The organism is Streptomyces sp. NPDC051136 (assembly GCF_044455745.1).
GTDB lineage: Bacteria > Actinomycetota > Actinomycetes > Streptomycetales > Streptomycetaceae > Streptomyces.
The window spans coordinates 118,292-140,192 of the sequence record NZ_JBITFE010000013.1; the positions used below are offsets into that span (position 1 = coordinate 118,292).

Here is a 21,901-nt window from a genome sequence, read left to right on the forward strand (position 1 = left end):
GGGCGCGCCGGGTGTGTCGTCGCCGGTCAGCCGAGTCATCCGCCTGCCGCGGCGCCGCCTAGTAAGGTGAGAGCGTCCCAGTGTCTGCGAGAGTGTGACCGTGACTGCTTCCCGTCCCAGCCCCGACGAGGTCGCACGCGTGACCTCCACGGCCGCGGAGCTGCTGGAAGTGGTCTGGGGCCGGGCTTCGACCGCGCCAGCCTCCGTCTCCCAGCTGCGCGTGCTGTTCATCCTCGAGCACCACGAGGGGATCAACCTGCGCACGCTCGCCGGTTCCCTCGCGTCCACGCCGCCGTCGACCAGCCGGTTGTGCGACCGCCTGCAGGCTGCCGGTTTCGTCGAACGCACGGTCAGCTCGACCAGCCGGCGAGAAGTGCGCCTCTACCTCAGCAAGAGGGGGCGTGCCTTCCTCGACGACCTGCGGGAGCGCAGGGAGCGGGAGCTGCGAGCGGTGCTGGACCAGATGCCCGCCGCCAAGCGGACCGCCCTGCTGGCCGGTCTTGAAGCCTTCTGCGAGACCGCGGCGAGCCAGCTTCACCACGACGCCGGCCCCGGCACCCGCTCCGCCTGATCCCCGCAGCGGAGCGGCGCGGTTCCCGGCACCGCGGTGGCGGCGCCCGGCGCTCGGCCCGGTCGACCCCTCCGCCGAGACATGCGGCGTCGTCCTCCCCATGGTCCCTCCCCTTGTTCCCTGCTCCTTCGCGAGCGGCGCCCCCGGCTGCCTGTGCACCGCATACCCCGCTTGCCCGCGTCGAACGGAACCGTGGCGTTCATCTCGTACAGAACACCCAAACGTGCGTATAGCGCACGCCGCCCCCGGTCGCGCGCACCACCGTGGGCGAGTCGGGTGGTGCCGGCACCACCGGTGATCCGGTGCCTGGACCCCCTGTCTCGCGGGCGACCGCGGAGGAGGGTTGATCCCGTCACCGCGGACTCCGGCCGGAGCCCGGGGCACCGACAACGGAACGAGGGATCACGATGGCCAGTCACACGCGGCGGAGAGTTCTCAAGGGCGCGGCGGTCGCGGCAGCGGGCGGTGCGGTGGGGAGCGGGCTCGGGTCCGGCTTCTTCACGGCCGCGGCGCAGGCGAACCCCGTGGCGCCGAAGTGCGTCGAGACCGGGCAGACCCCGTTCCTCGAAGGGGCGTTCGCGCCGGTCACCGAGGAGCTGACCGCCTTCGGCCTGAACGTCGTCGGCCGTGTCCCGCGCGACCTGGACGGCCGGTACCTGCGCAACGGCCCGAACGCGCTGGGCCTTGAGGACGTCCGCGCCCACCACTGGATGATCGGCGACGGGATGGTGCACGGAGTCCGGCTGCGCGGCGGACGCGCGGAGTGGTACCGCAACCGCTGGGTGCGGTCGTCGCAGGTGAGGGCGAAGCTGGGTGAGACCGGTTCGGGGCAGGCACCGCCGGACGACTTCGCGTGCAACACGCACGTGATCCCGTACAAGGGACGCATCCTGGCGATGCAGGAAGGCGGGCCACTGCCGTACGAGCTGGACGGCGAACTGGGCACCGTACGCCCCTACGACTTCCGTGCCACGCTCGAGGGCGCCTTCACGGCACACACCAAGTACGACGCCGCGGCCGACGAACTGCACGCGATCGCGTACTACCCCACCTGGGACCACGTGCGGCACATCGTGATCGACCGCACCGGCCGGGCCAGGGCCGCGCGGCGGATCCCCGTCGCGGACGCGCCGATGATGCACGACTTCGCCCTCACCGAGAAGTACGTGGTCATCGTGGACGTCCCCGTCACCTTCGACGGTGCCGCCGCCGAGTCCGGCGCGATCGTGCCGTACGTGTGGAACGACCGGCACCCCATGCGCATCGGGCTGCTGCCGCGCGCCGGCGGCACCACGCGCTGGTTCGAGATCGACCCGGTGTACTACTCGCACACCCTCAACGCCTACGACCAGGGCGACACGGTCGTGGTGGAGTACACCGGTTTCCCCGCCCCCTTCCACGCGGCCGGGCGCGGCATGGGCGGGCCCTCCGCCACCGGCTCCCCGACGCTCGACCGATGGACGATCGACCTGCGCGCGGACCGGGTCCGCGCCGCGCGGCTGGACGACCGGCCGCAGGAGTTCCCCCGCATCAACGAAGCCCTGGTATCGCGCCGCCACCGCTACGCCTACACCGCGAGCGCGGCCGAGATGTGGCGCGCGTACGAGGCCGTCGACGGGGCGTGTCCGGACGACAAGTTCACCAACTGCCTGGTGAAGCACGACATGGCGCGGGGCAGCAGGCACGTCCACCGCTTCCCCCGGGGTGCCGCGGCCAGCGAGCCGGTGTTCGTCCCGCGGCGCGGTGCGCGGGACGAGGACGACGGCTACGTGCTGTCGTACGTGAACGACCCCGACCGGGGAGCGACCGACCTGGTGATCCTCTCCGCGCAGGACTTCACGGGTCACCCACTGGCCCGCGTCCAGCTGCCCGGACGTGTTCCGCTGGGATTCCACGGCAGCTGGATCCCGGACGCCTGAGGCCTTCCGCCGCCGGGAACCCGGCCGGTCGTCGCGCGAGCGCCCGCCGCGACGGCCGGCCTTCAGCCGAGCTGCTCGGCGAGTCCGACGACGATGTTCTCGGGACCGCGGACGTAACAGAGCCGGTAGACGTTCTCGTACTGCACGATCTCACCGACGAGTTCGGCCCCGCCGCTGTCCCGCAGCCGGGCCACGACGTCATCGACGTCGTCGACGGCGAACATGACGCGACGAAGACCGAGGGTGTTCGCCGGTGCGTCGTGCGGTTCGGGAACGACGGCCTCCGGACGGTGGAACTTCGCCAGCTCCACCCGGCCCCGGCCGCCCGGGACCCGCAGCATGGCCACGTCCTGCCGGACGTCACGGAGGCCGATGACCCGCTCCGCCCCGGGCCATTCGAGCGGTCCGCTGCCCTCCAGCTCCAGGCCCAGCTCGACGAAGAACGCGATGACGGAGTCGAGGTCGTCGACGACGATGAGGACATTGTCCAACCGCTGGACGGTCATGTGGGGAGCCTCCTTCGAGTGGCGCGGTCACCGTAGCGTGCGCCGGACTCGCTCGTCGGCCTCGCGCGAGGACACCGGCCCCGGCGTGCCGCAGTCGTGCCGACGCAGCATCGAACGGACGTGCCCTCGGTCGTCCTGCGTGGAAGTCCTGCGCGAAGGCCCAGCGAGGAGATTCAGCGAAGGAATTCAGCGAGGAGATGCAGCGAGGCGAGACGTATCGTATTGCCATGTCGCCCGTCATGGCGTACTGTCCTTCGCATGGGTTCCCTGTGACATCACCGGCGCCGACGGCGTAGAGCACCGCTCCGCCGTCGCCTCGCCCCGTCGTGCAGCCACTCACCCCGAATCCGGCCCCGGAATCCCGTGCGGCCAGGAGGGAACCGACCTTGCACACCGCACAACTCACCCTCTGTCACGTCACCAAGCGCTACCCCGGCCGCACCGTCCTGGACCAGGTCTCCCTCACCCTCAAGCCGGGCGAGAAGGCCGGGCTGATCGGCGACAACGGCGCGGGCAAGTCCACCCTGCTCAGGATCCTCGCCGGGCAGGAGCGCCCGGACAGCGGTGAGGTGACCGTGACCGCCGCCGGCGGGATCGGCCACCTCCCGCAGAGCATCCCGCTGCCCCCGACCGCCACCGTCCAGGACGCGGTCGACCTGTCCCTCGCTGACCTGCGCGCCCTGGAGGCGGAGCTGCGCCGGGCCGAGCGGGCACTCGGTGCCGGCGACGATCCGGCGGCGCTGTCGGCGTACGCCGTGCTCCTCGGACGCTACGAGGCCCGGGGCGGCTACGACGCCGATCACCGGGTGGACATCGCGCTGCACCACCTCGGGCTGCCGGCGCTCGGCCGGGAGCGTCGGCTCGGCACCCTGTCCGGGGGCGAGCGCTCCCGTCTCGCCCTGGCCGGGGTCCTCGCCGGCCGCCCGGAGGTCCTGCTCCTGGACGAGCCGACGAACGACCTGGACGACCGGGCCGTGGAATGGCTGGAGGCGCAACTGCGGGCGCACCGCGGCACGGTGCTCGCGGTCACCCACGACCGGGTCTTCCTGGAGCGCTTGACCACCACGGTCCTGGAGGCCGAGGCGGGAAGGGTCACCCGCTACGGCGACGGCTACACCGGCTACCGCACGGCGAAGGCTGCCGAGCGCCGCCGTCGGCTCCAGGAGTACGCGGACTGGCGGTCCGAACTGGCCCGCAACGAACGGCTGGCCACCGGCCACGCCGCCCGCCTCGGAGCCATCCCGCGCAAGGCCGCGCTGGCCAACTTCGGTCACGGCGGCTTCCGGGCCCGAGGCCGGGCGCACGGGGCGATGGCCCGCGTCCGCAACGCCCGCGAGCGGGTCGAGCGGCTGAACGAGAACCCGGTGGCGCCGCCGCCGGACCCGCTGGCCTTCACGGCGTACGCGAGGGCGGCGGGGGAGACGGCGGCAGGCGTCGAGGCCCCTGCCGCGGAGCCGGCCGCGGTACGACTGGCCGACGTGCGTGTGGGTGACCGTCTGCACCTGGGGTCCCTCGTCCTCGGCAGTCGCGGCCGGCTTCTCGTCACCGGCCCCAACGGCGCAGGCAAGACGACGCTGTTGAAAGTGCTCGCCGGCGAACTGCGGCCGGACGAGGGCACGGTGCGGGTTCCCGGCCGGGTCGGTCATCTGCGCCAGGGCGAGACGCCGTGGCCGGCCCGCCTGAGGGTGGTCGAGGCGTTCGGGCTGGGCCGCCCGGGCACCGCCGACGAACACGCCGACGCCCTGCTCGCCCTCGGCCTCTTCCGTGCGGCGGAACTGCGCTTGCGCATGGGCGAGTTGTCGTACGGCCAGCGCCGCCGCGTGGACCTGGCCCGGCTGGTCTCGGAGCCCGCCGACCTCCTGCTGCTGGACGAGCCGACGAACCACCTGTCCCCGGCCCTGGTCGAGGAACTGGAGGAGGCGCTGACCGGGTTCCCGGGGGCGATCGTGCTGGTCACACACGACCGTGCCCTGCGCGGACGCTTCCAGGGTGAGCGTCTGCGGCTGCCGGGGGCGGCGGACGTCCCGGCGGGGTGAAGCCCGCCGGGTCCGTGCCGACCGCCGACCGCCTACCGCCGACCGCCGCCCGTCGTCGTTGGGCGGCGGGCGGCGGTCGCTCCGTCGTCGACCGTGTCGCTCGCGAGGACACGGCCGTCGGCCGCGCCGGTGTGGGCGAGCCGGACCGGGCCGGGTCCGCTTCGTATCCGGACTTCCGTTCGGTCGGGCGAACGCCGGTGCGGCGGGAAGGCGTACGGCCGAGCCTGCCTTGTCAGTGCGGCGGCAACGGATGTATAACGTTGCAAAATCAGCGCACGGGCTCGGCGCACGGCTCAGGGTGACGACACCGGACCCGCACCGACCACCCGAGTCGGGCCGCTCAGGGAAGGGAACGCCGTGCGGGTCAGCCTCAAGGACGTCGCCGCGCACGCGGGGGTCTCGATCAAGACCGTCTCCAACGTGGTGAACAACTACCAGCACGTCGCTCCCGCCATGCGGGAGCGCGTGCAGCGTTCCATCGACGAACTCGGTTACCGGCCCAATCTCACGGCCCGGCACCTGCGGGCGGGACGCACGGGCATCATCGCGCTCGCCCTGCCCGAGCTGGGCAACCCCTACTTCGCGGAACTGGCCGCGGCGGTCATCGACACGGCGGCCCAGCACGACTACACCGTGCTGCTCGACCACACCGGCGGGCGTCGTGAGCAGGAGCTGCTGGTGAGCCAGGGCTTCCGGGCGCGGGTCATCGACGGGCTGATCCTCAGCCCCATCGAGCTGGAGACCGAGGACCTGCGCGATCGCGCCGGGAACGTGCCGCTCGTACTGCTGGGCGAGCGGGACTACGACCTGCCCTACGACCACATCGCCATCGACAACGTCGCCGCCGCCCGCGAGGCCGTCGCGCACCTGGTCGCCCTCGGCCGCCGGGAGGTGGCCTTCATCGGCGCCCGTCGCGGGAGCAACCAGCCGGCCCAACTGCGGGTGCGCGGCTGGCGCGAGGAGCTGGCCGCGGCCGGGCTGCCCGTCGACGAGGGGCTCATCGCGGCCACGGACGGCTGGGGGCACGCGGACGGTGCGGCGGCCATGACCCGCCTCCTCGACGAGGGGAGGCGTCCCGACGCGGTCTTCGCCTTCAACGACCCCATGGCGATCGGCGCGATGCGGGTGCTGCACGCGCGGGGACTGCGGGTGCCCGAGGACATCGCGGTGGTGGGGTTCGACGACGTCGTCGAGGGGCGGTTCGGAGCCGTGTCCCTCACGTCCGTCTCGCCGGACAAGGCGGCCATCGGCCGGCTCGCGGTGGAGTCGGTCCTCGCCCGGCTCGGGGGCGCCGCTCCGGAACCCCGGCGCGTCTGGGCCGGCTATCGACTGGTCGAGCGGGAGAGCACGGTGGGGCGCCGCGCCGCCGAGGAGACACCGAGCGGCTGACGGCGGGACCGCCCTCCCGGGGAGGAAGGGGACAGCGGCGTCCGGGCGGGGGAGCGCGCCCGCCGAAGGCGGTGTGACAGCGTTGTCAGCCGCTGACGCGCACCAGTTTTCACGCCCCCCGGTGACGAGTCAAGAGGTGAGTGCCGTCGCGGTCGCCGCGAGACCCGGCGCCGCCGCCGGGAACTCTCCGTCGGACGGCCGGACCGACGCCGGTACCGGGCCCGCCCCCTCGCCCGCCGGGCTGTGGTCACCCGGTCCGCCGCGTGCGTCCGCCGGTCCCGTGGCCCGCCCGCGTCTCCTGCGCAGGGGGTTTACAGGTCCCTTGCAACGATGTAAAACCCTCTTGCGGCGCACCGGACACAGGGCCGGCGCCCAGGGGGTCGGCCGGTTCTGCTCGTCGTTCGGTTCCCCATTCCCTTTCAGCGTTCGCCCGGATCGGGGTCACCACCATGCAGCGCACCACTCCTCGCCGTCCTCTCCTCGCCCGTCCCGTGGTCGTGGCCCTGGCCGCCGCCGTGGCCCTGACCGCGACCGCCTGCGCGAAGACGGAGGACGACAGTTCGGACAACAAGCAGTCGGAGACGGCCGCAGGCGCCGAGCAGAAGGTCGTCACTCCGAAGCCCGGCAGCAAGACCTGCACCATCGACGCCTACGGCGCGAAGAAGATCGATCTGAAGAACGCCACCGTGGGCTTCTCCCAGTCCGAGAAGGAAGCCAATCCGTTCCGCATCGCCGAGACCCGGTCCATCAAGGACGAGGCGAAGAAGCGGGGCGTCAGGCTGCTGACGGCCAACGCCCAGTCGCAGTTCTCCAAGCAGATCAGCGACGTGCAGAACCTGCTGGCCAAGGGCGTCGACCTGCTGGTGATCGCGCCGCTCAACTCCGACGGCTGGGACCCGGTGCTGCAGGCGGCCGCCGCCAAGAAGGTGCCGATCGTCACGATCGACCGCAAGATCAACGCCGAACCCTGCAAGGACTACGCCTCGTTCATCGCCTCCGACTTCGTCGAGCAGGGCCGACGCGCCGCCGACCAGATGATCGAGGCGACGGGCGGCAAGGGTGAGGTCGCCATCCTGCTCGGCGCGGCCGGAAACAACGTCACCACCGAGCGGACCAAGGGGTTCAAGGAGCGGATCGCCGAGAAGGCCCCGGATCTGAAGGTCGTCTTCGAGCAGACCGGTGACTTCGCCCGCGAGAAGGGCCAGCAGGTCACCGAGCAGCTCATCCAGTCCGAGCCGGGCATCAAGGGGATCTACGCCGAGAACGACGAGATGGGCCTCGGCGCCGTGACCGCGCTCAAGGGCGCGGGCAAGAAGGCCGGCGACGTCAGCATCGTCACGGTGGACGGCACCCGCAACGCCGTACAGGGCGTCGTGGACGGCTGGATCAGCGGCGTCGTCGAGTCGAACCCGCGGTTCGGGCCGCTGGCGTTCCAGACGCTGGACACCTTCACCAAGGGCGAGGAAGTCCCCCAGGACATCATCATCGAGGACGGCGCCTACAACGCGGACAACGCCAAGCAGGACATCGGCAAGGCCTACTGACCCTCCTCCGGGGCCCGGACACCGGGCCCCGGCCCCCTCTCACCCCCTTCCTGGAGGCACAGGTGGCACCCCCCGCCGAAGTCCTCGCCGTCCGCGGACTCAGCAAGACCTTCCCCGGCGTCCGGGCCCTGGACGACGTGGACCTGACCCTGCACCCCGGCGAGGTGCACGCCCTGATCGGCGAGAACGGCGCCGGCAAGTCGACCCTCATCAAGCTCCTCACCGGCGTCTACCGGCCCGACGCGGGAGACATCACCTTCCAGGGCCGCACGGTCTCCTTCGCCACTCCTCTGGAGGCCCAGAAGGCCGGCATCTCGACCATCTACCAAGAGGTCAACCTCATCCCCCTGCTGAGCGTGGCCCGCAACCTCTTCCTGGGCCGCGAGCCGCGCAACCGCTTCGGCCTGCTGGACGTCGCCCGCATGAACCGCGAGGCCGAGCAGGCACTCGGCACGTACGGCGTCCGGGTGGACGTGCGGCAGCCCCTGCGCACCCTGGGGGTCGGCGCCCAGCAGATGGTCGCCCTGGCCCGCGCCGTGGCGACGGACGCCCGGATCGTCGTCATGGACGAGCCGACCTCCTCGCTCGAACCCCGCGAGGTCGAGACCCTGTTCTCGGTGATCCGGCGCCTGCGCGACGCCGGCATCGCCGTCGTGTACGTCAGTCACCGCCTGGACGAGCTCTACGCGATGTGCAGCACCGTCACCGTGCTGCGCGACGGGCGCCGCGTCCACCACGGCCGGCTGGCCGACCTGGACCGCCTCGCCCTGGTCTCCACCATGCTCGGCCGGGACCTCGGCGACGTCCGCGAGGAGGGGGCGACGAAGTTCTCCGGCGACCACCAGGCCGCCGACACCAGGCCCGTGCTCCGGGCCGAGGGACTGACGGTCCCGCACAAGCTGCACGACGTCTCCGTGAGCATCCGCCCGGGCGAGGTCGTCGGGCTGGGCGGCCTGCTCGGCTCGGGACGCACCGAGACGGCGAAGGCCATCTCCGGTGCCCTTGCGAGGAGTTCGGGCGAGGTCACGGTGGCCGGCGCTCCGCTGCGCGGCGGCTCCACCCCGGCGGCCATCCGCGCGGGGATCAGCCTCCTGCCCGAGGACCGCAAGAGCGAGGGCATCGTCCCCGGTCTGTCGGTCCGGGAGAACATCGCGCTCGCGGCGCTGCCCCGGCTCTCCCGCTTCGGCCTCGTCTCCGAGGCCCGCGTCGACAGCATCGTGGACACCTTCGTCAAGCGGCTGCGCATCAAGGCGTCCTCCCCGCACCAGAAGGTCGGCGAGCTGTCCGGTGGCAACCAGCAGAAGGTGCTCCTCGCCCGCTGGCTGGCCATGAACCCCAAGGTGCTGCTCCTGGACGAGCCCACCCGCGGCATCGACGTCGGCGCCAAGGCGGAGGTCCAGAAACTCGTCGACGAACTGGCCGAGGACGGCCTGGGCGTCCTGCTCATCTCCTCCGACCTGGAGGAACTCATCGAAGGGTCCGACCGCGTGGTCGTACTGAAGGACGGTGCGGTCGTCGGCGAGCTGACCGGCGACGACGTCACCGAGGACACACTGATGCGCACCATCGCCGGCGGTGGCGAGCCGGTGCACGACGCGGTGAGGGAGGCGGCCACCGATGGCTGAGGCCACCCTCCGCACCCCGGCCCTGGACCGGGCCCGCATCCTGCAGTGGCTGCAGACCTACGGCGTGTACGCCGGCGTGGCCCTGCTGCTGGTCGTCAACATCGTCATCACCCCGCACTTCATGTCCGCGGAGAACTTCCGCACCCAGGCCGTCCAGGTCGCCCCCGTCATCATCGTCGCGCTGGGCATGGCCCTGGTCATCGGCACCGAGGGCGTCGACCTGTCGGTCGGTGCCGTGATGGCCCTGGCAGCCTCGGTGACGGCCCTCTACCTCGGCTACGGCCTGCTGCCCGCGCTGCTGGTGGTGGCTCTGTTCGCCGCCGGCGTGGGACTGGCCAACGGCGCGCTGGTCGCGTTCATCGGCGTCCAGCCCATCGTGGCCACGCTGGCGCTCATGGTCGGCGGCCGGGGTCTGGCCCTGGTCCTGCTTCCGCAGCTGGAGGACCTGCACAACCCGGCGCTGGCCTCCCTCGGCTCCGGTGACCTCGCCGGCATCCCGTACCTGATCCTGATCGCCGCCGCGCTGGCCGTGCTGGTCGCGTTCGTCGTCCGCCGCACCACCTTCGGCCGCCAGCTCCTGGCCATCGGCGACAGCCGTCCGGCAGCCCAGCTCGCCGGTCTGCCGGTACGGCGCGTACTGATCATCGTGTACGTCGCCTGTGCGCTGCTCGCCGCCGTCGCGGGCGTGCTGGCCACCGCCCGCCTCCAGGCCAGCGACCCGACGTCGCTCGGCAACCTGATGGAACTGTCCGCCATCACCGCCGTCGTCGTCGGTGGCACCCCGCTGACGGGCGGACGCGTCAACATCGCGGGCACCGTGGCGGGAGCGGTCCTCATCCAGTTGCTCACCGCCACCCTGATCAAGCACGATCTGCCGCCCTCGTGGACCCAGATCGCCCAGGCCATAGTGATCGTGTGCGCGGTCTACGCGGCACGGGGACGGGGGAAGCGATGACCACCACCGGGACGGACCTGCCCGTGACCACCGCGAGCAACGAACCGACCGACGCCACCGCACCGGTGGGTTCCGCGCGCTCCGAGCGGCTCAGCGCCCTGGTCCAGCAGCACGGCGCGCTCGCGGTGCTGGTGCTCGTCTCGATCGTCGCCTCCTTCAGCTTCGACTCGTTCGCCACCGGCGACAACGTCTCCAACATGGCCACGGGTTCGGCGTTCCTCGCGATCGTCGCCCTCGGCATGACCTTCGTCATCATCACCGGCGGCATCGACCTGTCCGTCGGATCCCTGTTCGCCCTCGGCGGTGTCCTGGCGGCCTGGGGGTCCCGCCACGGCACCCTGGTGGCGCTGCTGCTGCCCCTTCTGGTGTGCGGCCTGATCGGAGTCGTCAACGGCCTGCTGGTCGCCCGCTCCCGGCTGGCCCCCTTCATCGTCACACTGGCCGCCATGCTGGGGGCGCGCGGACTGATGCTCGCCCTCACCGACGAGGGCGCCGAAACCTATCTGATCGGCAAGGGTTCGTTCCTCGCCGAACTCGGGCAGGGCAGCACCCTGGGCGTGGGCAACCCCGTGTGGATCACGCTGGTGCTGTTCGTGGCGGGGGCCGTGGTGCTGCGCCGGACCCGCTTCGGGCAGCACGTGTACGCCGTCGGCGGCAACGAGGACGCCGCCGCGCTGATGGGCGCGCCGGTGGCCCGCACCAAGATCGCCGTATACACCTTGTCCGGGGCGCTGGCGGGTCTCGCCGGAGCGCTCAACGCCGCCTGGCTCGCCTCCGGGGTGACCATCCTCGGCAACGGCATGGAACTCGACGCCATCTCCGCCGTCGTCATCGGCGGCACCCTGCTCACCGGCGGTCTGGGCTACGTCAGCGGTTCACTGGTCGGTGTCCTGCTCCTGAAGGTCATCCAGAACATCATCAACCAGATCGGATCGCTGGACTCCTCCTACCAACTCGTGGTCAGCGGCGCCTTCCTGGCGCTCGTCGTGATCGCCCAGACCTGGCTGGGACGGAGACGGCAACTGATGTGACGGTGTCCAGGACACACGGCGGCCGGTGCCCGGCAATGGCACCGGCCGCCGCGTCGTGTGCCGGTGGTGCCGTGTGTACTCGCCGTGTCGTGTGCCGGCAGTGTGGTGAGTCCGCAGCGTCGTGTCGTGCGGCAGCCGCGTGGCGGATCCGCAGCGTCGTGTCGTGCGGCAGCCGCGTGGCGGATCCGTGCGGCATCGCCGTGCCCCGGGCCCGGAAACACGCGGTCCCGGCGAGTGCGCCGAGCGGCACTCGCCGGGACCGTCACAGGAGCCTGGGCTACGGCTTCTCCTGCGCGTGGAGCGTGTTCACCTCCTCGGCGGTGAGTGCCCGGTCGTAGGCGTGGACCTCGTCGACCGCGCCGTTCCAGAAGTCGGTGTCGTCTCCGTTCCACTGGGCGCGCCCGACCGCGAGCGGCCCGGAACCGACGTAGTTGGCGCCGCCGGCCGCGGTCGCCGCCAACTGCCCGTCGACGTACAGCTTGATCTCGTTCTTCCCGCCGTCGCGTACTCCGACGAGGTGGTACCAGCGGCCGGTCTCCGGGGTGGTGACCAGCCGGGCACGGTGCTCGCCGGGCGTGCTGAAGGCGAAGGCGCCCTGGCCGTACTGCAGGTAGAACGGGCTCGCCCGGAACCGGCCGTCCTGGCTCACGGCGGTGGCGTAGTTGCCGGGGAGCGCGTCGAGCCTCACCCAGGCGGAGACCGAGTAGCTTCCGGTGGTGTCGAGCACGGGGCCGTCCGTCTCGGCGGACTGCCCCTGCCCGTCGAACCTCAGGGCGCTGCCGCTGACACCGGGCGTCCAGGTGGTGCCCTCGGAGAGCCGCAGAGGCCTGGAGTTCGGGCCGTCGTCCCGCGCGGTGGTTCCGGCGCCCTCGTCGAGGGTCCAGTGCCCGCCGCCCTTCAGCTCCGGCCGCTCACCCGCGGCGGCGCCCGCCGCCAGGACTCTGCGGTTGACCTCACGCACCTGGTCCGGGTCGACCTTGATCTCCCGGCGGTCGTACGTGTACAAACCGTTGAGCTCGTTCTCCAGGTCGGTGATCTGCGTGTACACCGAGCCCGACAGCTCGGCGCCGGCCTGTTCCAGGTAGAACTTCTCGGTGTTCTCGACGTACTTGCGGGTCAGCGCCTCCTTGTCGGCGACGCCGCTGTAGATCACGGTAGGGGCGCCCGGCCACATGTGCCCCGGCGTGCGCAGCGTGAAGCCGCCGTGCTCGCCGTCGAGCGCGGCACGGTGGTCGGGGAACGGCGGGTCTTCGTTGTTGTAGTCGTGGTGGTCGACGATGTCGCCCTTGCCCGAGTCGCCCTTGGAGTTGCAGCAGTTCACACCGCTGTGGGCGTTGACGACACGGGACGGGTCGGCGGCCTTGACGGCCTCGGCGATACGTCCGCTCTCCTCGCGGTTCCACTCGCCCCAGCCCTCGTTGAAGACGATGTTGCCGATGACGGCGGGGGAGTCGTGGTGCTGCCGCATCGCCTCCATGCCCTGGTCGACGAACGCCTTCTGACCGGTCGTGCCGGTGATGTTCCCGGAGACGAAGTCCTGCCAGACCAGCAGGCCCAGGCGGTCCGCGTGGTAGAACCACCGGGCCGGCTCCACCTTGATGTGCTTGCGCACGGAGTTGAAGCCCAGCTTCTTGTGGGCCTTCAGGTCGAAGGCGAGTGCCTCGTCGCTGGGGGCCGTGTACAGGCCGTCGGGCCAGAAGCCCTGGTCGAGTGTGGCGAGCGAGAAGACCGGCTTCCCGTTCAGCACCAGCTTCTGGTATCCGCCGACCTTCTCGACGCCCACCTCGCGCATGCCGAAGTAGCTGCCGACCTTGTCGGTGGATCCGCCGTCGGTGAGTTCGACGTCGAGGTCGTACAGGTAGGGGTCGTCCGGGCTCCACAGGTGCTGCTTCGCCACCGGCAGCCGCAGCTCCTCGTTGGCGGGTCCGCGCACCCGGCCGACGACCTTGCCGCGCTTGTCACGGGCGACGGCCTCGACGCGCGCCTCGGGGGAGGCGCCCTCGGACTCGACGGTCACCGCGAGGCTGCCGGAGTCGATGTCGGGGGTCGTGACCACGTTGTCGACGGAGGTGCCGGCGACCGGTTCCATCCACACCGTCTGCCAGATTCCCGACGACTGGGTGTAGAAGATGCCGCCCGGGTTCCCGGACTGCTTGCCCATCGGCTGGTCGGCGCCACCAGTGTCGGTGACCGCGACGACGATTTCCTGCGGCCCCTTGTCCTTGAGCGCGTCGGTGACGTCGGCGCTGAACGCGTTGTAGCCGCCGGTGTGTTCGGCGACCTTCTTGCCGTTGACCCAGACGGCGGCCTCGTAGTCCACGGCACCGAAGTTGAGCTTCAGCCGCTGGCCCTTGCCGCCCTTGCCGCCCTTGCCGACCTTCCAGCTCCCGGGCACGTCGACGAGCCTGCGGTAGAACATGTGGTCCTCGTGCCGCTCGATCCCGGAGAGCTGGGACTCGACCGGGAACGGCACGATGATCTTCTCGTCGAGATCCTGGCCGAAGACCGGCGGTTCACCGGCTTCCGCGGCGGCGAACTGCCAGGGCCCGTTCAGGTTCTTCCACTTGGCACGCACCTGCTGCGGGCGCGGGTACTCAGGCAGCGGGTGCTTCTCGTCGAGCCGGTCGCCCCACGTGGTGGTGAGCCGGTGAGCGGAGTCGTTCTGCGCGTAGCGGTGGATGTCCGGCACGGTCTCGCCGCCGGAGGTCAGCCCGCCGTCGCCGTCGTAGGCCACCCGGACCTGCTGGTTCTTCTGGATCGGCTCCCCGAGGGTGACCAGCAGGGTGTTGCGGTCCCCCGGAGCCACCGAGACCGAGTCGATCGGCATCGGGGTGGTGTCGGCCTCGATCTCCAGGTGGTCGGCCAGCGCCTTGCCGGCGCCGCCGACGCTGCCCTCGAACCGGGCCCGCACCTGCCGGCCGTTCTCCGTGACCGACGGCTCGACCGGGTAGACCTCGAAGCCGTCCGGCGGTGTGAACGCCGACATGGGGACGGCCTGCTTGGGCAGGGACGGGGTCGACCAGCGCAGGAACATGTTGGCCCCGCCGGTGTCCTGGAACATCTCCAGGCGGAAGTCGTGCTTCTCGCCCGCGGCCAGCCTGACCGGCGCACTGGTCTGCTCGTTGTCCCAGTCGGGCTGCCAGTGGTCGATGACCGGTTCGCCGTCGACGAAGAGCCGGAAGCCGTTGTCTCCGCTGGCGTAGAAGGTGTAGTCACCGGTGGCCGGTGCCTCGAGCTGCCCGGTCCAGCGGGCGGTGGTGTGTTCCGTCCGGCCGGTCAGTTCCTGGAAGACGCCGGTCAGGCCGGAGAAGTTGATCTGCGGGTCCAGCAGGGTGCCGCCCAGCTGCGCGAAGTCCCGCGCGCCCGGCGCCGACATGCTGAAGTACTCGCCCTTGAGCCCGTGCACCGCGACGGCGGCGCGTTCGGAGGCGGTGGCCGCCGTACCGGTGGGCGCCGCGGTGGCCGAAGTGCCGGTCACCAGGCCGGTGGTGGGGAGTGCCAGGGCCGCGGCGGTGAGCAGGGCCCAGGCCCTCGCTCGTGGGCGGGTGTGTCTTTGTCTCATCGAACCTTCCTCGCGCAAGGGCCCCGTCCCGGGACCTTTCGGCAGGCGGCGGCGCCGGTTGGGCAGGCGCCGGACGACGATTCTTCCAACGTTGGAAATTCTTGACAGCGGAATGACAACACGTCCGTCGGTGGCTGTCCAGACCTCGGACACCGCCGCCGCGTCCGCTCCCGGGGGAGGCGTCCGGGGCCTCGGGGAGGTGGGGCGTCGGGCAGGCTGCCCAGGGCGGAGACAGTGCCCAACCGCCTTGCGCGGCGCGTCTGGACCGGCTCCGTCGGATCCGCCGCGGCTCCTTCCGGCCGGCCGGGCCGGCGGGCCGTCCGGAAGCCGTCATGCCGCCGGCCCGAGGCGGCTCAGCCTCGCAACCGGTCCAGTTCGCCGCCGATCGCATCCCGCAGTACGTCGTGCTGCGGACCGAGCTTGAACCGGCTGTCGCTCCACCGCTCGGGCGGGTGGAGCCACACGGGCTTGCCCACCACATCGGCGGGCTCCCACGCGAACCGCGGCCACACGTGCGCGTGCAGGAACGGATCGGTGTTCCCCAGGATCTCCAGGTTGACCCGGCGGAAGGCGGGGTCCAGCCGCCGACATGCACGCTCGACCGCCTCACCGAGCTGGTCCATGTCCGACAGGAAGGACAGCCGCTTCGCCCTCGGCAGGTCAGACAGCCGCTGCACGTCCGGTTCGTCCACGAGCAGGACCGAGTAGCCGGGCAGGAACTGGACGTCCCCGATCACCGCGAACCCTGCCGTCAACCTCCGCAGCACGGTGGGGTTCTCGCCCCGCAGCGCCGTCCCGATCCGATCCGTCCGCCAGTCACCGGTCATGGGCGGAACCTACCGGCGTGCGTCGCCGGGCGTCGGTCGGGTAGCGTGCGGAGCATGTCGAGCCCCGAAGCATCCAGGGTGGGGGCTTTCGGTCACGCCGTCAGCCCCCTGCACCACTGACTCCGTAGCCCTGCCGTCCCGCCGCGCACCGTGGCCGGACGCCGGTGCCCCGTGGGTGGCCCGTGGGTGCTGACCGCGGTGACGAGAACGCCTTCCCCGCTGTTTCTCATCGCCTCGGAGCCACTCGATGCCTCTTCCGCTGTACCTGCTCGCCATGGCCGTCTTCGCCATGGGCACCTCCGAATTCATGCTCGCCGGCCTCCTGCCCGGCATCGCCCGCGACCTCGACGTGACGGTGGGGACGGCGGGCTCGCTCACCTCGGCCTTCGCCCTCGGCATGGTCGTCGGCGCACCTCTGGTGGCCGGGCTCGCCCGCAACCGGTCCGCTCGGTCCGCTCTCCTCGGGTTCGTCCTCGTCTTCGCCGCGGCGCACGCGCTGGGCGCCACCACCACGCACTTTCCCGTCCTGTTCGCCACCCGGATCGTCGCGGCGCTCGCCAACGCGGGCTTCGTCGCCGTGGCACTGACCACGGCCGCCCGGCTGGTGGCAGTGGACAGAAAGGGGCGCGCGCTGGCGGTGCTGCTGTCCGGAACGACGGCGGCCACGATCGCCGGGGTCCCGGCCGGGTCGGTGGTCGGCACCATGCTCGGCTGGCGAGCCACCTTCTGGGCCGTCGCCGCCCTCTGCCTGCCCGCGGCCATCGGCATCCTCAAAGGCATCCCGGCAGACCCCGTCCCGGAAGACGCGCCGCACAGGCCGGCCCTGCGAGCGGAACTCCGGCAGCTCAGGAGTCCGCGTCTGGGCCTCGTGATGCTGCTCGGCGCCCTGGTGAACGCGGCGACCTTCGCGAGTTTCACCTTCCTCGCCCCCGTCGTGACCGACACCGCGGGCCTGGGCGACCTCTGGATCCCGGTCGCCCTGGTGCTCTTCGGCCTCGGTTCCTTCGCCGGCATCACCGTCGCCGGACGAGTGTCGGACACCCGCCCCGGTCTGGTCGTCACCTACGGAGGACCGCTGCTCCTCCTCGGCTGGCCGGCCCTGGCCGTGCTGTCAGACCGGCCGGCCGCCCTGCTCGCCCTGGTGTTCCTGCAGGGCGCGCTGTCGTTCGCGCTGGGCAGCACTCTGATCACGCGGGTCCTCTACGAGGCGGCGGCAGCACCCACCATGGGCGGTGCGTACGCGACCGCGGCCCTCAACACCGGCGCCGCGCTCGGACCGCTCGTCGCGGCGGCCTCCCTCGACACCTCCCTCGGAGATCTCGGGCCCCTGTGGGTCAGTGCCCTGCTCGTCGCGACCGCGCTGCTCGTCGCCTGTCCCTTCCGCGGCGTGCTCGCCGTCGGTCGCGGGACGAGGGCGCCCCGGTGACCCGGATGTGCCGCGCGCGGACCACGGCCGCCTGACCAACGGTTCAGCGGTGCCGGGTCACTCCTCGGTGCGCGTGCTGCGGACCGGTTGTTTCGGCGCCGCTTCCGCGGGGGTCCCGATGTCGCTTCGGGAGCGGTGCGACGTGTTGCGGCCGGCGGCAGGGGCGGCCAGGGTTGCCGCGGCGACGAACGCGAGCACCACGACCATCGCCGACCGCAGGCCGTAGTGGTCGCCCAGGAAACCGAGGGTGGGCGGTCCCACCAGGAAGGCGAGGTAGCCGATCGTCGCGACGAGACCGACGCGGGCGGTCTCGTCGGGTCCCGAGTCGCCCGCCGCCGACAGGGCCACCGGAAAGCCCAAGGACGCACCCAGTCCCCAGAACAGCACGGCGGCCGCGGCCAGGACGGTGTGGTCGGAGAAGATGACCAGGGCCAGGCCGACGGCTCCGGACATCGCACTGGCCCGTATCACCGTCGCCCGGCTGTGGCGACCGAGGAGGAAGGTACCGCTGAAGCGTCCCAGGGTCATCGCGGCGGCGAACCCCACGTAGACGAGGGAGCCGACGGCGGCGTCGAGCCCGTGGCCGTCGACCATGAGCAGCGGCAGCCAGTCGTTGGCGGCGCCCTCGGCGAGAGCCATGGCCAGGACGATGGCCCCGATCATCAGGAGCCTCCGGTCCCGCCACACCCGCGGCCTCGCGCCCCGCGCGGTGTCCGAAGCGGGCGGTGCGCCGCGCATGCCGGTCCCGGCGGGTACGGCGCCGATGGCGTACGCGAAGATCGCCGCCGCCACCACGGACACGGCCCACAGGTGCCAGTGGGCGGGGAACGCCGCGGCGGTCGCGACCATGCCGGCCAGGCCCCCGACGACGGTGCCCAGGCTGAAGCACCCGTGGAGCGTGGGCAGCACCGCCGTGCCGGTGAGCCGCTCCACGTGCGCACCGTCCACGTTGATCGCGACCTCGCCCGCCCCGACCCCGCCGCCGAACAGGCACAGCCCCGAGGTGACCAGGGGAGCGGAGGCGAGCACGGTGCCCACACCGACGACGACCACGCTCGTGATGACCATCAGGGTGGCCACTGCCGTCACGGGCCTGGTCCCCCACCGCGACACGAAGCGGCCCGAGCACAGGATGCCGGCCATCGAGCCGACCGACAGGCCGAACAGCACCAGCCCCATCTGTCCCGTGGAAACGCCCAGTTGGTCACGGATGTCCGGGGTGCGGGTGACCCAGGAGGACATGACGACGCCGTTGAGGAAGAAGAACAGGAACAGTGCCCGACGGCGTCGGCTCACGGCGTGGTCGTCCAAGGAAGGGCTCCGCCGGGGTTGGGGACAATGGGGGACAGGCAGGCGACGTATCCGCGCACCCACCGAGTATGCACAAATGTACACACCGGGCGGAAGGCCGAGAAGACGAGACTCTGAAGACGAGACAGCGAAGCCGAGCCAGTGAAGACAAGACAGTCAAGACGAGACCGAGAAGGCAAGGCGGACAACGGCGATGACAGGCAGCACCCGCGGCCCCAACGACCCCCGGCGCCGCGAACGCATTCTCGACGCCGCGCTCGACGTCGTCGCCGAGCACGGCGCCATCAAGGTGACCTTTCGCAGGATCGCCGAGGCGGCGGGTGTGCCGCTCGGTTCGCTCACCTACTACTTCGACGACATGCAGCACCTGCTCACCGAGGCCTTCACCCGGCACGCCGAGTCCGTGTCCACGCGCTACGGCGCCCTTCTGGAGGCAGCGCGGACCCGTCAGGAGGCCCAGGAGGCAGTCGTCGAGATCATCTGCGGCAAGGTGTGGGGGACCGACCACAACCTCCTGCTCGGCTACGAGCTCTACGCCTTCGCCACCCGTCACCCCGAGGTGCGCACGGTCATGCGGTCCTGGATGCGAGCGAGCCGGGACTCGCTGGCCAGACACTTCGACCCGCTCACCGCACGCGCCCTCGACGCCCTGATCGAAGGGCTCTCCATCCACAACTCGGTCGACCCGCGGCCCACCGACCGCGCGGAGGTGGCCGCCATCGTCGAGGCCGTCGTCGACCGGCGCTGCTGAGCCCGGTCCGCGGCCCGGTGGACGCGGTGGACGCGGGGGACGCAGGGGATGCGGCCCCCTTCGGCGCGGAGGGGGCCCCTTCTGCCGCACGCACCCCTCCCGCTCCCCGGCGTCAGGACCCGGCCGTCAGATTGCGCCGCAGCGAGCCGGGGGCGCGCAGGGCCTTCTCGATCTGCTCCAGCGACTTGTTGCGGGTCTCGGGCACCTTCAGCAGAACGAAGGCCACGCACAGGACGTTCATGGCCGCGTACACGAAGAACGTCCCCGACCGTCCGATGGCGTTGACGGTGCTCAGCGCGGTGACCGCGATCAGCAGGTCGAACCCCCACACGGTGAGCGTGGCGAGACTCGTCGCCGGACCGCGCACGCTCAGGGGGAGGATCTCGGGAGCGATGAGCCACACGACCGACTGCATGCCGATGCCGTTGAAGAGGATGTAGGCGAACAGCGCCGCGATCACGGTCCAGCGCTGGACGGGGGAGTCGTCCATCAGGAACGCCGCTCCCAGCACCGTCATGGCCAGCGCGGACAGCGGCACGAAGTACAGCATCGTCCGGCGCCGGCCGAGGGAGTCCACGGCGATCGCGCCCGTGACGCCCGCGACGACGAGCATCGCTCCGATACCGATGCCGGTCAGGAGCGCGACGGAGTCGCCGAATCCCGCGTCGGACAACATGGTCGGGGCGTAGTAGACGACGGCGTTGATACCGGTCAGCTGGGAGAAGGCGGCCACCCCCAGGGCGACGACCAGGGCCGGCCGGACCCACGGCCGGGTCAGGGCGCGGCGGTCGGCGCGGGGAGCCGAGGCGGAGACCTCGCGGATACTGGCGGTCTCGGCCGCGACATCCGCGTCCTTCGGCCGCAGGCGCCGCAGGACCGACTCGGCCTGCTCCTCCCGGTCGTGCTCGACCAGCCACCGTGGGCTCTCCGGCAGCCTGAGCATCCCGGCCGCCAGTACGGCCGCCGGAATGACGGCGAGCCCGAACATGATCCGCCACCCGCCACTGCCGGCGAACAGCCAGCCGCAGAGGTGGGCGAGCAACTGGCCGATGGCCACCATCAGTTGGAACAGCACCATGAGACGGCCGCGGATGGCCGCGGGTGCGACCTCCGCGATGTAGACCGGGACCATGTTGGACGCCCCGCCCACCGCCAGGCCGAGTACGAAGCGGGCCGCGATCAGGGTTCCGGTACCCGGCGCCAGAGCGGCTCCCAGGGCGCCGGCGGCGAAGACCGCCGCGACCCAGACGACCACCCGGCGGCGCCCGAAGCGCCCGGCGAGCCGGCCCGAGCACAGGGCGCCGGCCATCGCGCCGACCAGGATCACGCTCACCACCATCTCCTGGCCCCGGGACGAGAGTCCGAGGTCTTCGCGGAGGTAGAGGAGCGCACCGGAGATGATGCCCGTGTCGTAGCCGAAGAGCAGACCACCGAGGGCGGACACCGCCGCGACCGCGTAGACCTGGGCCGGCTGCCGGCCCGACGAGCCCGCGGCGGTGCCCTCGGTCTCGGCAACGGCCACCGCGGCGGCGCTCTCAGGCATCGCCCATGACCAGACCCTCGATGGTGTGCTTCTGCGTCACCGGCGTCAGCTCGTCCACGACCGGGCAGTCGAGGTGGCGGCGAACCCGCTCCGGCAGTGCTTCCCAGAACGGGCGGGAGACGGCCGTGTCGTGCCGGTCGCCGTTCGTCGCCTCGGGCCCGTCGACGCCCAGCACCAGCACGGGCCGTGACTTCGCGGAGTCGTTGGTCGTGCCGCGATGGATCGTCAGCGCCGTCCGGGCCGAGATGTCGCCGCGCCGCGGGTACTTGCGTACGGCGCGCTCCGCATAACGGTCGTAGTGCGACCGGGGCGGGAACATGCCGTGCTCGAACTCCTCGTCGTCGTCCCACTGCGTGCCGGGGGCGATCTCGAAGGGACCCATGTCCTCCTCGGTGTCGACCGTGGTCACGTTGAAGGCGAGCGAGGTGAGGCGCCGGTCGCGACGGGTCTCCTCGGGCATGGGGAAGTCGCGGTGCCAGGGCTGGTTGACGGCGCCTTCGAGCGGGACGTCGAAACCGAGCTCGACGATCCGGTAGTCCGGGCCGAGCGCCGCGGTGCACAGGGAGCGCACCCAGGGGTGGTCGACCAGCTCCACGAAACCCCTGATCTGCTCGGGATGGATCTCGACGTAGTACCGGTTCGGTCCACGGCCCACCGCGCCGCCGGGCCGGGACCGGGCCTCCGCGAACGCCTTGGCGACGTCCTCGCCGAGCCGGTCCGCCCACTGCGGGGTGAAGGCGCCCCTGCGCGCGGTGATGCCGTCCGCGTACAGGGCCGCCACGTCCGCCGTCACGTCGACGTCCAGGTCCGCGGCGTCGACACCGGGAAAAACAGACACGCTCATGGTGCGCCTCCTCGCGCTGTGCTGACTGCGACCATGTTGCGACGTTGAATGCGACGTTGCA

Annotated in this window: 16 protein-coding genes; 10 read left to right on the forward strand and 6 right to left on the reverse strand. The window is 71.6% G+C overall.

The window, feature by feature from the left end:
• Positions 1-94: 94 nt before the first annotated feature.
• Together ACIBCJ_RS31870 and ACIBCJ_RS31875 are read left to right on the forward strand one after the other, a co-directional pair.
• Entirely contained in the window at positions 95-571 is a 477-nt protein-coding gene (locus tag ACIBCJ_RS31870; RefSeq protein WP_362103315.1) for a MarR family transcriptional regulator, read from the forward strand.
• 407 nt (positions 572-978) lie between these two features.
• Positions 979-2,490 carry a carotenoid oxygenase family protein gene (locus ACIBCJ_RS31875; RefSeq protein WP_365981254.1) on the forward strand — a complete coding sequence of 504 codons (1,512 nt, stop codon included), beginning with the start codon at positions 979-981 and terminating at the stop codon, positions 2,488-2,490.
• A 62-nt stretch (positions 2,491-2,552) separates the two neighbouring features.
• Here the strand turns inward: ACIBCJ_RS31875 and ACIBCJ_RS31880 are convergent, their stop codons facing one another.
• Entirely contained in the window at positions 2,553-2,996 is a 444-nt protein-coding gene (locus ACIBCJ_RS31880; protein WP_362103317.1) for a VOC family protein, read from the reverse strand.
• A gap of 386 nt (positions 2,997-3,382) precedes the next feature.
• On the opposite strand from ACIBCJ_RS31880, the gene ACIBCJ_RS31885 reads away from it, so the two are divergent.
• The 6 genes from ACIBCJ_RS31885 (at position 3,383) to ACIBCJ_RS31910 (ending at position 11,576) form a co-directional block, all read left to right on the forward strand.
• Complete coding sequence (locus ACIBCJ_RS31885) at positions 3,383-5,032, forward strand: TlrC/CarA/OleB/SrmB family ABC-F type ribosomal protection protein (protein ID WP_365981253.1); 1,650 nt, start codon at positions 3,383-3,385, stop codon at positions 5,030-5,032.
• Between the two features lie 357 nt (positions 5,033-5,389).
• The gene (locus tag ACIBCJ_RS31890; RefSeq protein ID WP_362103319.1) at positions 5,390-6,421 is read left to right on the forward strand and encodes a LacI family DNA-binding transcriptional regulator; all 1,032 of its coding nucleotides are present in this window, start codon (positions 5,390-5,392) and stop codon (positions 6,419-6,421) included.
• A 449-nt stretch (positions 6,422-6,870) separates the two neighbouring features.
• Positions 6,871-7,965 (forward strand): ABC transporter substrate-binding protein, encoded by a 1,095-nt coding sequence (locus ACIBCJ_RS31895; protein WP_365981252.1) that lies wholly within the window; start codon positions 6,871-6,873, stop codon positions 7,963-7,965.
• Between the two features lie 62 nt (positions 7,966-8,027).
• Complete coding sequence (locus tag ACIBCJ_RS31900; RefSeq protein WP_362512451.1) at positions 8,028-9,590, forward strand: sugar ABC transporter ATP-binding protein; 1,563 nt, start codon at positions 8,028-8,030, stop codon at positions 9,588-9,590.
• Positions 9,583-10,545, forward strand: coding sequence for an ABC transporter permease (locus tag ACIBCJ_RS31905; RefSeq protein ID WP_362512454.1), 963 nt, complete (start codon positions 9,583-9,585; stop codon positions 10,543-10,545). The genes ACIBCJ_RS31900 and ACIBCJ_RS31905 overlap by 8 nt, the downstream gene beginning before the upstream one ends.
• On the forward strand, positions 10,542-11,576 hold the full coding sequence (locus ACIBCJ_RS31910) for an ABC transporter permease (RefSeq protein WP_362103323.1): 1,035 nt from the start codon (positions 10,542-10,544) through the stop codon (positions 11,574-11,576). The genes ACIBCJ_RS31905 and ACIBCJ_RS31910 overlap by 4 nt, the downstream gene beginning before the upstream one ends.
• A 277-nt stretch (positions 11,577-11,853) precedes the next feature.
• Here ACIBCJ_RS31910 and ACIBCJ_RS31915 read toward each other — a convergent pair whose 3' ends face one another.
• Entirely contained in the window at positions 11,854-15,138 is a 3,285-nt protein-coding gene (locus ACIBCJ_RS31915) for a LamG-like jellyroll fold domain-containing protein (protein ID WP_365981251.1), read from the reverse strand.
• A 353-nt stretch (positions 15,139-15,491) separates the two neighbouring features.
• The gene (locus ACIBCJ_RS31920; protein WP_365981250.1) at positions 15,492-15,965 is read right to left on the reverse strand and encodes a diadenosine tetraphosphate hydrolase; all 474 of its coding nucleotides are present in this window, start codon (positions 15,963-15,965) and stop codon (positions 15,492-15,494) included.
• 247 nt (positions 15,966-16,212) lie between these two features.
• On the opposite strand from ACIBCJ_RS31920, the gene ACIBCJ_RS31925 reads away from it, so the two are divergent.
• Complete coding sequence (locus tag ACIBCJ_RS31925; RefSeq protein WP_362509220.1) at positions 16,213-17,391, forward strand: Cmx/CmrA family chloramphenicol efflux MFS transporter; 1,179 nt, start codon at positions 16,213-16,215, stop codon at positions 17,389-17,391.
• 57 nt (positions 17,392-17,448) lie between these two features.
• Here the strand turns inward: ACIBCJ_RS31925 and ACIBCJ_RS31930 are convergent, their stop codons facing one another.
• Positions 17,449-18,702: an MFS transporter gene (locus ACIBCJ_RS31930; RefSeq protein WP_365981249.1), complete on the reverse strand. Its 1,254-nt coding sequence runs from the start codon at positions 18,700-18,702 to the stop codon at positions 17,449-17,451.
• A gap of 193 nt (positions 18,703-18,895) precedes the next feature.
• On the opposite strand from ACIBCJ_RS31930, the gene ACIBCJ_RS31935 reads away from it, so the two are divergent.
• Positions 18,896-19,453: a TetR family transcriptional regulator gene (locus ACIBCJ_RS31935; RefSeq protein WP_365981248.1), complete on the forward strand. Its 558-nt coding sequence runs from the start codon at positions 18,896-18,898 to the stop codon at positions 19,451-19,453.
• A gap of 112 nt (positions 19,454-19,565) precedes the next feature.
• Here ACIBCJ_RS31935 and ACIBCJ_RS31940 read toward each other — a convergent pair whose 3' ends face one another.
• Positions 19,566-20,996, reverse strand: a complete 1,431-nt coding sequence (locus ACIBCJ_RS31940; protein ID WP_365981247.1) for a sugar porter family MFS transporter — start codon at positions 20,994-20,996, stop codon at positions 19,566-19,568.
• On the reverse strand, positions 20,989-21,840 hold the full coding sequence (locus tag ACIBCJ_RS31945) for a phytanoyl-CoA dioxygenase family protein (protein ID WP_362103330.1): 852 nt from the start codon (positions 21,838-21,840) through the stop codon (positions 20,989-20,991). The genes ACIBCJ_RS31940 and ACIBCJ_RS31945 overlap by 8 nt, the downstream gene beginning before the upstream one ends.
• Positions 21,841-21,901 lie beyond the last annotated feature (61 nt).

Excerpts from the sequence above, each read along its gene's own strand:
- ACIBCJ_RS31920 (WP_365981250.1), bottom strand. The coding sequence starts at position 15,965 with ATGACCGGTGACTGGCGGACGGATCGGATCGGGACGGCGCTGCGGGGC.
- ACIBCJ_RS31905 (WP_362512454.1), top strand. The coding sequence starts at position 9,583 with ATGGCTGAGGCCACCCTCCGCACCCCGGCCCTGGACCGGGCCCGCATC.
- ACIBCJ_RS31935 (WP_365981248.1), top strand. The coding sequence starts at position 18,896 with ATGACAGGCAGCACCCGCGGCCCCAACGACCCCCGGCGCCGCGAACGC.
- ACIBCJ_RS31915 (WP_365981251.1), bottom strand. The coding sequence starts at position 15,138 with ATGAGACAAAGACACACCCGCCCACGAGCGAGGGCCTGGGCCCTGCTC.
- ACIBCJ_RS31945 (WP_362103330.1), bottom strand. The coding sequence starts at position 21,840 with ATGAGCGTGTCTGTTTTTCCCGGTGTCGACGCCGCGGACCTGGACGTC.
- ACIBCJ_RS31925 (WP_362509220.1), top strand. The coding sequence starts at position 16,213 with ATGCCTCTTCCGCTGTACCTGCTCGCCATGGCCGTCTTCGCCATGGGC.
- ACIBCJ_RS31940 (WP_365981247.1), bottom strand. The coding sequence starts at position 20,996 with ATGCCTGAGAGCGCCGCCGCGGTGGCCGTTGCCGAGACCGAGGGCACC.
- ACIBCJ_RS31910 (WP_362103323.1), top strand. The coding sequence starts at position 10,542 with ATGACCACCACCGGGACGGACCTGCCCGTGACCACCGCGAGCAACGAA.
- ACIBCJ_RS31875 (WP_365981254.1), top strand. The coding sequence starts at position 979 with ATGGCCAGTCACACGCGGCGGAGAGTTCTCAAGGGCGCGGCGGTCGCG.
- ACIBCJ_RS31880 (WP_362103317.1), bottom strand. The coding sequence starts at position 2,996 with ATGACCGTCCAGCGGTTGGACAATGTCCTCATCGTCGTCGACGACCTC.
- ACIBCJ_RS31895 (WP_365981252.1), top strand. The coding sequence starts at position 6,871 with ATGCAGCGCACCACTCCTCGCCGTCCTCTCCTCGCCCGTCCCGTGGTC.